The sequence below is a fragment of the Bacillus sp. L381 genome (assembly GCF_030284525.1).
In the GTDB taxonomy this organism is placed as follows: domain Bacteria; phylum Bacillota; class Bacilli; order Bacillales; family Bacillaceae; genus Bacillus; species Bacillus amyloliquefaciens.
Genome location: NZ_CP127224.1, coordinates 1 through 10,000, shown reverse-complemented (window position 1 = coordinate 10,000; position 10,000 = coordinate 1). Strand labels below are relative to the sequence as shown.

At 45.5% G+C, this 10,000-nt stretch carries 7 protein-coding genes and 1 rRNA gene (1 of these 8 cut by a window edge); all 8 read right to left on the bottom strand.

All coding sequences use genetic code 11. From position 1 onward, the window contains the following. Positions 1-645, bottom strand: a 16S ribosomal RNA gene (locus tag QRX25_RS00040); it reaches 905 nt to the left of the window's first position. Positions 646-942: 297 nt separating this feature from the next. Further along, positions 943-3,402: a DNA gyrase subunit A gene (gene gyrA / locus QRX25_RS00035; RefSeq protein WP_212100024.1), complete on the bottom strand. Its 2,460-nt coding sequence runs from the start codon at positions 3,400-3,402 to the stop codon at positions 943-945. A gap of 216 nt (positions 3,403-3,618) precedes the next feature. Next, on the bottom strand, positions 3,619-5,535 hold the full coding sequence (gene gyrB, locus QRX25_RS00030; RefSeq protein WP_014720600.1) for a DNA topoisomerase (ATP-hydrolyzing) subunit B: 1,917 nt from the start codon (positions 5,533-5,535) through the stop codon (positions 3,619-3,621). A 56-nt stretch (positions 5,536-5,591) separates the two neighbouring features. Further along, positions 5,592-5,837 (bottom strand): extracellular matrix regulator RemB, encoded by a 246-nt coding sequence (remB, locus tag QRX25_RS00025; protein ID WP_004392908.1) that lies wholly within the window; start codon positions 5,835-5,837, stop codon positions 5,592-5,594. Positions 5,838-5,854: 17 nt separating this feature from the next. After that, positions 5,855-6,967 carry a DNA replication/repair protein RecF gene (recF, locus tag QRX25_RS00020; RefSeq protein ID WP_013350724.1) on the bottom strand — a complete coding sequence of 371 codons (1,113 nt, stop codon included), beginning with the start codon at positions 6,965-6,967 and terminating at the stop codon, positions 5,855-5,857. A 15-nt stretch (positions 6,968-6,982) separates the two neighbouring features. Then, complete coding sequence (rlbA, locus tag QRX25_RS00015) at positions 6,983-7,198, bottom strand: ribosome maturation protein RlbA (protein WP_004392910.1); 216 nt, start codon at positions 7,196-7,198, stop codon at positions 6,983-6,985. 140 nt (positions 7,199-7,338) lie between these two features. Next, positions 7,339-8,475 carry a DNA polymerase III subunit beta gene (gene dnaN / locus QRX25_RS00010; protein WP_065980508.1) on the bottom strand — a complete coding sequence of 379 codons (1,137 nt, stop codon included), beginning with the start codon at positions 8,473-8,475 and terminating at the stop codon, positions 7,339-7,341. Positions 8,476-8,659: 184 nt separating this feature from the next. Next, on the bottom strand, positions 8,660-10,000 hold the full coding sequence (gene dnaA, locus QRX25_RS00005; protein ID WP_013350722.1) for a chromosomal replication initiator protein DnaA: 1,341 nt from the start codon (positions 9,998-10,000) through the stop codon (positions 8,660-8,662).

Sequence of the window (10,000 nt, the reverse complement as noted above, 5' to 3'; positions counted from 1 at the left end):
CAATGACCCTCCCCGGTTGAGCCGGGGGCTTTCACATCAGACTTAAGAAACCGCCTGCGAGCCCTTTACGCCCAATAATTCCGGACAACGCTTGCCACCTACGTATTACCGCGGCTGCTGGCACGTAGTTAGCCGTGGCTTTCTGGTTAGGTACCGTCAAGGTGCCGCCCTATTTGAACGGCACTTGTTCTTCCCTAACAACAGAGCTTTACGATCCGAAAACCTTCATCACTCACGCGGCGTTGCTCCGTCAGACTTTCGTCCATTGCGGAAGATTCCCTACTGCTGCCTCCCGTAGGAGTCTGGGCCGTGTCTCAGTCCCAGTGTGGCCGATCACCCTCTCAGGTCGGCTACGCATCGTCGCCTTGGTGAGCCGTTACCTCACCAACTAGCTAATGCGCCGCGGGTCCATCTGTAAGTGGTAGCCGAAGCCACCTTTTATGTCTGAACCATGCGGTTCAAACAAGCATCCGGTATTAGCCCCGGTTTCCCGGAGTTATCCCAGTCTTACAGGCAGGTTACCCACGTGTTACTCACCCGTCCGCCGCTAACATCAGGGAGCAAGCTCCCATCTGTCCGCTCGACTTGCATGTATTAGGCACGCCGCCAGCGTTCGTCCTGAGCCAGGATCAAACTCTCCGATAAAGTAGTTTGACTGACTACGCACATCGCTGTGCGATTTATTTAAAACTTTGAATTAACAGGTACGTTTTGTCTTGTTTAGTTTTCAAAGAACTTTGTTGCCCCTCTCGAAGCGACCTCTTAATCATAACATTTTCAGTTTGCTAGGTCAATACTTTTTTAAAAAATATTTTCGCTAGGCTTGCCTTTCTATTGAAAAGACAACAAAAAGAATTATATCAGCATCATCGCTATGTGTCAAAGCTTTTTTTATTTCTTTATATAGTAAAAGCGCAGCCTGTTACAGCTGCGCTTTTTCGTTTATACTTCTTCCGTTTCTTCCGGCTCTTCTTCATTCTTTTCCACGAGCGCAACAGTGGCCACGTGCTCTTGATCAGACATGCGGATCAGACGGACGCCTTGTGTTACGCGTCCCGTAGTGGAGATATCATTAATATCCATTCTGATTAACACGCCGCTTGCCGTAATGATCATTAAGTCTTCTTCGCCTCTTGTGGCTTTAACTGTTACTAGCGGACCGTTACTGTCAGTAATTTTACATGTTTTAAGGCCTTTTCCGCCCCGGCTTTGGACTCTGTATTCTGAAGCCGGCGTGCGTTTGCCGTAGCCGTTTTCTGTCACTATGAGGACATGGGAGTCTTCTTCGAGAATCTCCATGCCTACAACGACATCGTCGTCTGTCAGCGTGATGCCTTTAACACCTGCAGCTGTGCGTCCCATTTGTCTTACATCTTCTTCCGGGAAACGGATCAGCAAACCGTTCTTCGTTCCGATGATGATTTGTTTCTTGCCGTCAGTCAAACGGACGGCCATCAGTTCATCGTCTTCCCGAAGACCCAGAGCGATCAGCCCGTTATTCCGTATATTCGCAAACTGGGACAGTGCCGTACGTTTCGATATCCCTTGTTTGGTCGTAAAGAAGAGATAAAGCTCCTCATCAAATGTGCTGACCGGAATAATGGCATTAATCCATTCGCCTTTTTCAACTTCTAGAAGGTTAATAATCGGAATGCCTTTTGCCGTACGACCGTATTCAGGGATTTCATACCCTTTAGAACGGTATACCTTCCCTTTATTAGAGAAGAACAGAATCGTATCGTGCGTTGATGTAGAAATTAAGTGTTCTACAAAGTCATCTTCATTCGTGCCCATTCCCTGTACGCCTTTTCCGCCTCGTTTTTGACTGCGGTATGTGGACGCTGGGAGGCGTTTAACATAGCCGTTATGGGTCAGCGTGATGACGATGTTTTCTCTCTCGATGAGATCTTCATCTTCAATTGTTTCAAGACCGGACGTCACGATTTCAGTGCGTCTCTCATCATTGAACCGCTCTTTGATTTCATTGAGTTCTTCACGGATGATTTCGAGCACTCTTTCTTCATTGGCTAAAATATCTTTCAGCTCGGCGATAAGCGCAACAAGTGATTGATATTCTTCTTCAATCTTTTCGCGCTCCAGACCGGTTAATCGCTGAAGACGCATATCCAGAATGGCTTGCGCTTGTTTTTCAGTCAGTGAGAATTGTTCGATTAAACCCGTTCTCGCAATTTCAGCCGTCTGAGAATTACGGATGAGAGAAATCACCGCGTCTAAATGATCGAGAGCAATTCTTAACCCTTCCAGAATGTGAGCTCTCGCTTCCGCTTTACGAAGTTCGTAAGCCGTTCTGCGTCGAATGACAACCTTTTGGTGATCAAGATAATGCTCCAGACATTGTTTCAGGTTCAGTACCTTCGGCTGTCCGTCAACGAGCGCCAGCAGGTTGATTCCGAAAGACGTCTGCAGAGCCGTTTGTTTGTACAGGTTATTCAAAATGACGTGAGCATTGGCGTCACGGCGGATCTCAATGACGACTCTCATTCCGTTACGGTCGGATTCGTCACGCAGATCGGTAATTCCTTCGATTTTTTTGTCCCGGACAAGGTCTGCGATTTTTTCAATTAATCTCGCCTTGTTCACCTGATAAGGAAGTTCCGTGACAATAATTCTTTCTTTTCCCGATGATGTCTGTTCGATTTCAGCCTTAGCCCGGATCGTAATGGATCCCCGTCCGGATTCATATGCCTTGCGGATGCCGCTCCGGCCTAAAATCTGGCCGGCCGTCGGAAAATCCGGGCCCGGGATGTATTCCATCAGCTCTTGGATTGTAATCTCTGGATTTTCACTTACGGCAAGCACGCCGTCAATGACTTCCCCAAGCTGATGCGGAGGAATGTTTGTCGCCATTCCGACCGCAATACCGGCAGCCCCGTTCACGAGCAGGTTCGGAAATCTTGAAGGCATGACGGCTGGTTCTCTTTCTGAACCGTCATAGTTGTCTTGATAGTCAATCGTGTCTTTCGTAATGTCACGCAGAATTTCCATTGCGATTTTTGACATTCTCGCTTCTGTATAACGCATCGCAGCCGCTGAGTCGCCGTCTACCGAACCGAAATTGCCGTGTCCGTCAACAAGCATGTAGCGGTAGTTAAAATCCTGCGCCATTCTGACCATTGATTCGTAAACCGCGGAATCACCGTGCGGGTGGTACTTACCGATAACTTCACCGACGATACGGGCAGATTTTTTATATGGCTTGTCACTGGTCATGCCTAAATCATTCATTGCGTATAAAATCCGTCTGTGAACCGGCTTCAGACCGTCACGCACATCCGGAAGCGCCCGGGATACGATAACGCTCATTGCGTAGTCCAGGAAGGATGTCCGCATTTCCTGACTGATATTGACTTCACGTACTTGTGGTGTGTTTTGTTCACTCATTAAAAAAACCTCCCTGAAGTATCACATGAAATAATGTGGGAGTAGATTGTCCATTATGATCTTCAATACGATTTCACTATTCTCCATTATATCAATAAACTTGTGTTTATACACATTAATTTAGTAGAATATACGGGTTTTGCGGGTTTTCAGAGACTGTTTGAAGCCGCTTTGAGAAAAAAGCCTTATTTCTTAACGAAAATAAGGCTTTCATGGTTAAATATCAAGGTTTTTCACGTATCTGGCGTTTGCTTCTATGAAGTTTCTGCGCGGTTCTACTTTGTCACCCATCAGCATTTCAAAAGTCTCGTCAGCGTCCATCGCATCTTCAAGATTGACCTGCAGAAGCGTCCTGGTCGCCGGATCCATTGTCGTTTCCCAAAGCTGAGTCGCGTTCATTTCCCCGAGACCTTTATAACGCTGGAGGCCGGGCTTGGGTGATTGCGGAAGCTCTTTTAAAAGCTCATCAAGCTGCTTATCGTTATAAGCGTATTCCACCCGTTTTCCCTGCTGCACTTTGTAAAGCGGCGGCTGGGCAATGTAGACATAGCCGTTTTCAATAATTTCCCGCATGTATCTGTAGAAGAACGTTAATAAAAGTGTTCTGATGTGAGCGCCGTCAACATCGGCATCCGTCATGATGACCACCTTATGATAACGCGCTTTTTCAAGATTAAAGTCTTCTCCGATTCCTGTCCCGAGAGCCGTAATCATTGATCTGACCTCATTGTTTGAGAGAATCTTATCAAGTCTTGCTTTCTCGACGTTCAGAATCTTACCGCGCAGCGGCAGAATGGCTTGGAAATGACGGTCCCGTCCCTGTTTCGCTGATCCGCCCGCAGAGTCACCCTCTACGATATACAGCTCGGAAATGCTCGGATCTTTAGAAGAACAGTCCGCCAGTTTACCCGGCAGGTTGGAAATCTCAAGTGCGCTTTTACGCCGGGTCAATTCCCGCGCTTTTTTCGCCGCCATCCGCGCTCTTGCGGCCATTAAGCCTTTTTCAACGATTTTGCGGGCTGAGTCCGGATTTTCAAGAAGGAATGTCTCCAGTGCGGAAGAAAACAGCGTATCAGTAATCGTTCTCGCTTCGGAGTTGCCGAGCTTCGTTTTCGTCTGCCCTTCGAATTGCGGGTCAGGGTGCTTAATTGAAATGATGGCAGTCAGCCCTTCTCTCACATCATCACCGCTCAGATTCGGATCATTTTCTTTGAAAATCCCTTTTCTTCTTGCATAGTCGTTTATGACACGGGTTAAACCGGTTTTAAATCCGGCTTCATGCGTGCCGCCTTCATATGTGTTGATGTTATTCGTGAAAGAATAAATGTTGCTTGTATAGCTGTCGTTGTATTGCAATGCAACTTCAACCGTTATGCCGTCTTTCTCGCCTTCGATATAAATCGGCTCTTCATGAACGACTTCTTTGGAACGGTTTAAGTACTCAACGTAGCTTTTGATTCCGCCTTCGTAGTGGTACTCGTTTTTCCGTTCTTGTCCTTCACGTTTGTCTTCAATCGTGATGTTGACGCCCTTTGTCAGGAAGGCCAATTCTCGGACACGGTTTGAAAGCAGATCATAGTCGTATACGGTTGTTTCTTTGAAAATTTCCGGATCAGGAACAAAGTGCGTAATCGTTCCGGTCTTATCAGTATCACCGATCACTTCAAGATCGGCCACCGGTACACCGCGTTCATACGCCTGATAATGGATTTTCCCGTCACGATGAACCGTTACGTCAAGAGTGGTCGATAAGGCGTTTACGACAGACGCCCCAACACCGTGAAGACCGCCGGATACTTTATATCCGCTTCCGTCAAATTTTCCGCCTGCGTGAAGAACGGTCATGATGACTTCAACCGCAGGACGGCCCATTTTCTCTTGAATACCGACCGGAATTCCGCGCCCGTTGTCTTTTACGGTAATGCTGTTATCTTTTTCAATCTCGATGTTAATATCTGTACAATAACCGGCCAGGGCTTCGTCAATACTGTTGTCGACGATTTCCCATACCAAATGGTGAAGGCCTTTGCTGTTAGTTGATCCGATGTACATCCCCGGTCTCTTTCGAACAGCTTCCAAACCTTCTAATACCTGTATCTGATTCTCATCATAACTATTTTGCTGCTGTTCCATAGCCATGCACATTCACCTACACTTTTCTTAAACGATATATTCATTGTAAAGATCCGCTAAGAATCTATTTCTAACATAAATTGCGCACGTTTCTTCAGTGTGCCGGAAGATAAGGGAGAGTAATATATATTCTCAGTCGTGACTACGATAGACTTTGGTGTGCCGTTTACGGACGGCACTACTTTCTCTTTCTGTCTGTCCAGAAATTCTTCAACGATCGGCGATACATTGACCTTGCAGTCAAAAATGCCGACGATATCGCGTGTTGAAACGACAAAGTCGTCACCTAAATGAATATACAATCGCTCACCTCATTTCTTCACTTCACTAACGCACCGTTTTCCACACGGAACATTCCTGCTTGATGTAAGGTTTCGTGGTCAATGCCATCCACACTCGTTGTGGTGACAAATGTCTGCACACGGCCTTGGATTGTATGAAGCAAATGGGACTGGCGGTAATCATCCAGCTCGCTTAGTACATCATCCAAAAGTAAAATGGGATATTCTCCGATTTCTTCATGAATTAAATCTATTTCGGCCAGCTTCAAAGACAAAGCCGTCGTACGCTGCTGTCCCTGCGAACCGTAAGTCTGCACATCGCGTCCGTTCACATAAAAAAGGACATCATCCCGATGCGGCCCGAATAATGTGACGCCTCGTTCTATTTCTTTTTCTTTTAATTTCGAAAAAGACTCCTGGTAGCTGTTACCTATTTTCGACAAATCTTTGGGATCTGATACATCAAGCGCCGTGTGATACTTAAGCGTCAGTTCCTCAAGTCCCCGGGAAATACCGGAATGGATCGGCTGCGCCCATTTTTCAAGCTGTGCCGTAAACTGCAGACGTTTGGCGACAACTTTCGCGGCAGCTTCAATCAGCTGATCAGTGAGAACGTCAAGCATGGTCCGGTCAGTCTGTTTCCGGCTTTGCAGCTGTTTCAGAAAATGATTCCGCTGGGAAAGGATTTTTTGATAAAGAGATAAATCATACAGATAAACGGCAGATACCTGCCCGATCTCCATATCAAGAAATCTCCTCCTCACCTGAGGGCTGCCTTTAACGAGATTTAAGTCCTCGGGGGCAAACATAATGGTGTTCAGCGCTCCGACATACTGACTGAGTTTTTGCTGCTCTATATGATTGACTTTGCCCTTTTTACCTTTTTTGGAGATGACCAGCTGCATCGGGATGTCCCCGTTGCGCTTCATCACTCTTCCTTCTATTTTAGCATAGTCTTCGTCCCACCGTATAAGTTCTTTATCATTTGAGGTGCGGTGCGATTTTGCCATCGAAAGAACATAGATGGCTTCCATCAGATTGGTTTTGCCTTGGGCATTTTCCCCGATGATCACATTCACCTTGTTTTCGAATTGAAGCTCAGCGCGCTCATAATTACGGTAGGATGTTAATTCTAAATTTTGGATATACAACCGCTGTCACCCGCTTTAATTGACGACTTGAAATGAACCAAATCCTTCAATCGCGACCACGTCTCCAACATAAAGTTTTCTGCCGCGGCGATTGTCAGGTTCATTGTTGACAGTCACCTCATGCTCGCTCAGAAACCATTTCGCCATACCGCCGGACTGAATCACGTCCGCTAATTTTAAAAACTGGCCAAGCGTAATCATTTCTGTATCAATCGAAATCGGATTTGCCATAATATCGACCTCTTTCAAATATCACTAATATCTAATTGTACTAAAAAATCCTGAAATAAGGAAAGGGAAAACTTGCTTGAGGGAGCGGCTGATGAACAGAAAAGCTGCCGAACATTAGCCGGCAGCACATTCTGTTTGGATTAATACGTTCTGACCGGAAGGATGAGCTGAACGATGGTTTCATCATTCGGCGTACGGATAAGAAACGGTCTCATCGCTCCCGTAAAGCTGATACGGATCTCCGCTCCTTCAAGTACTTTCAGTGCGTCCATCATATATTTTGGACTGAATGAAATATTTAATTCCTCACCGTCAATCTGGTCAGCCAGCACAGCTTCGACTACTTTCCCGATTTCCGGAGAGTTTGATGAAATCTCAAGCGAGTCCGCCGGTTTGGCAGAAAGCTTCACAACGTTATTGCGGCCTTCTCTCGCCAATAAAGAAGCACGGTCTATCGCCTGTAAAAATTCCTTCGTGTTCACGACGATTTCTGTTTTGCTTTCCTGCGGAATTAAGCTGGTTGTGTCCGGATAATTTCCGTCAAGCAGCCTTGAGAAGAACAACACGTTTTTCGCTTTAAACAGAACTTGCGTTTCTGTAATGACGATATCCACCAGTTCTTGATTGTCATCAAGAATTTTGCTCAGCTCGGTTAAGCTTTTACCAGGGATGACGACGTTGTAAGAGCTGTCTTCCGGAATATCAAGCTTCGCCTTTCTTAAAGCGAGTCGATGGCTATCCGTGGCAGTGCATAATAATTCACCGTTTTCCACTTTCCAGTTTACACCTGTCAAGATAGGGCGTGTTTCTGAGGCGGACACAGCGAACACGGTTTGACGGATTAGGTTTTTCAAAAGGTCCGTCGGAATCTGAATGGCATGATGCTCTTCGATTTGCGGAAGATGAGGATATTCATCTGCATCAAGGCCGTTTAAATTAAATTCGGCTTTTCCGGAGCGGATAATCGTTAAATATTGATTTTGAACTTCGATTTCAACAGTCGCCATCGGCAGTTTTTTAACGATTTCACTGAAGAAACGGGCCTGCAGCACGATACTTCCCGGCTGATCGATCGTCACGATTTCCTTATCATCATCTTCTTTTGGAATGAATGACTCGATTGAAATATCAGAGTCGCTTCCTGTAAACGACACTCCTTCATCTGAGGCTACGATCTTAATACCGGTAAGAATGGGAATTGTTGTTCTGGATGAAACAGCTTTTAGAACGTCTTGTACACTTTCGACTAAACGATCTTTTTGAATCGTAAATTTCATGTTTATCCTCCTAACGGATAATATAATTAATATATTTTTAAAATAGCAGTAGTAATAGTAGGGCCTGTGGATTTGTGGATAAGTTGTGAAAAAGACAGGAAACACAGCCTATCCACATGTGGACAGACTGTGCATGGCTATAGAAAAGTTATTCACACTTTCCCCGATTTATCCGAGGGCTCTATTATTTAAGCTGTTCTTTTATTTCTTTCACCTGCTGCTGAAGCTGCTCGTCATCAATCAGCAGTTTTGAAATCTTTTCATGAGCGTGAATGACGGTTGTATGGTCTCTCCCGCCAAATTCTTCCCCGATTTTGGGCAAAGAAGAATCCGTCATTTCTCTGGAAAGATACATCGCAATCTGTCTTGGGAACGCGACGGATTTTGTACGCTTTTTCGCTTTGAAATCTTCAAGCTTAATGTTGAACTGCTGTCCGACAATCCGCTGAATCTCTTTTATCGTAATGACCTTCGGCTTTGAAGACGGAATAATATCTTTCAATGCTTCAGCAGCCAGATCCGCATTAATGTCTTTATTGATTAAAGATGAATAGGCAACAACCCGGATTAGTGCCCCTTCCAGTTCGCGGATGTTGCTGTCAATTTGATTCGCGATGTAAAGCATGACCTCATTAGGAATATCAAGGCCTTCCGCCTTCGCTTTCTTTCTCAGGATGGCAATTCGCGTTTCCAGATCCGGCGGAGTGATATCCGTAATCAGCCCCCATTCGAACCGCGAACGCAGCCGGTCTTCAAGGGTCGGAATCTCTTTTGGCGGTCTGTCGCTTGAAATCACGATTTGTTTGCTTTCTTCATGAAGCGTGTTGAATGTATGGAAAAACTCTTCCTGTGTTTGTTCTTTTCCGGCTAAAAATTGAATATCATCTATCAAAAGTACATCAACATTCCGGTAGCGGTTGCGAAAATCAACGGCTTTATTGTCGCGGATTGAGTTGATGAATTCATTTGTGAATTTTTCAGAAGACAGGTACACCACTTTGGCTGAAGGATTATGATCAATGACATAATGGCCGATTGCGTGCATTAAGTGGGTTTTTCCTAAGCCGACTCCCCCGTAAATAAATAAAGGGTTGTACGCTTTAGCGGGTGCTTCCGCCACAGCCAGTGATGCTGCATGGGCGAATCGGTTTCCCGATCCGATGACAAATGTGTCAAATGTATATTTCGGGTTGAGCATGCTTTGGGGAAAATCAGACGGTTCCTCTTTTGCCGCTTTTTTCACTTGAGGTTTCGGCATAAAGTTTTCTTCATCCTGATTTTGAGGAATGACAAATTTAACGCTCAATTCTTCCCCGGTTAATTCATATATGGTATCTGCAATGAGGTGTAAGTACCTGGACTCCAGCCAGTCTCTGGCAAATTCATTGGGAGCGGTGATGGTTAAGGTATCTCCTTGCAGCGAATGGGCTTTCGTCGACTTCATCCAAGTTTCGAAGCTCGGTTTGCTCAGCTTTTTCTCAATTTGAGCTAAAGCTTGATTCCAAAGATCCAATATATTCTCCAT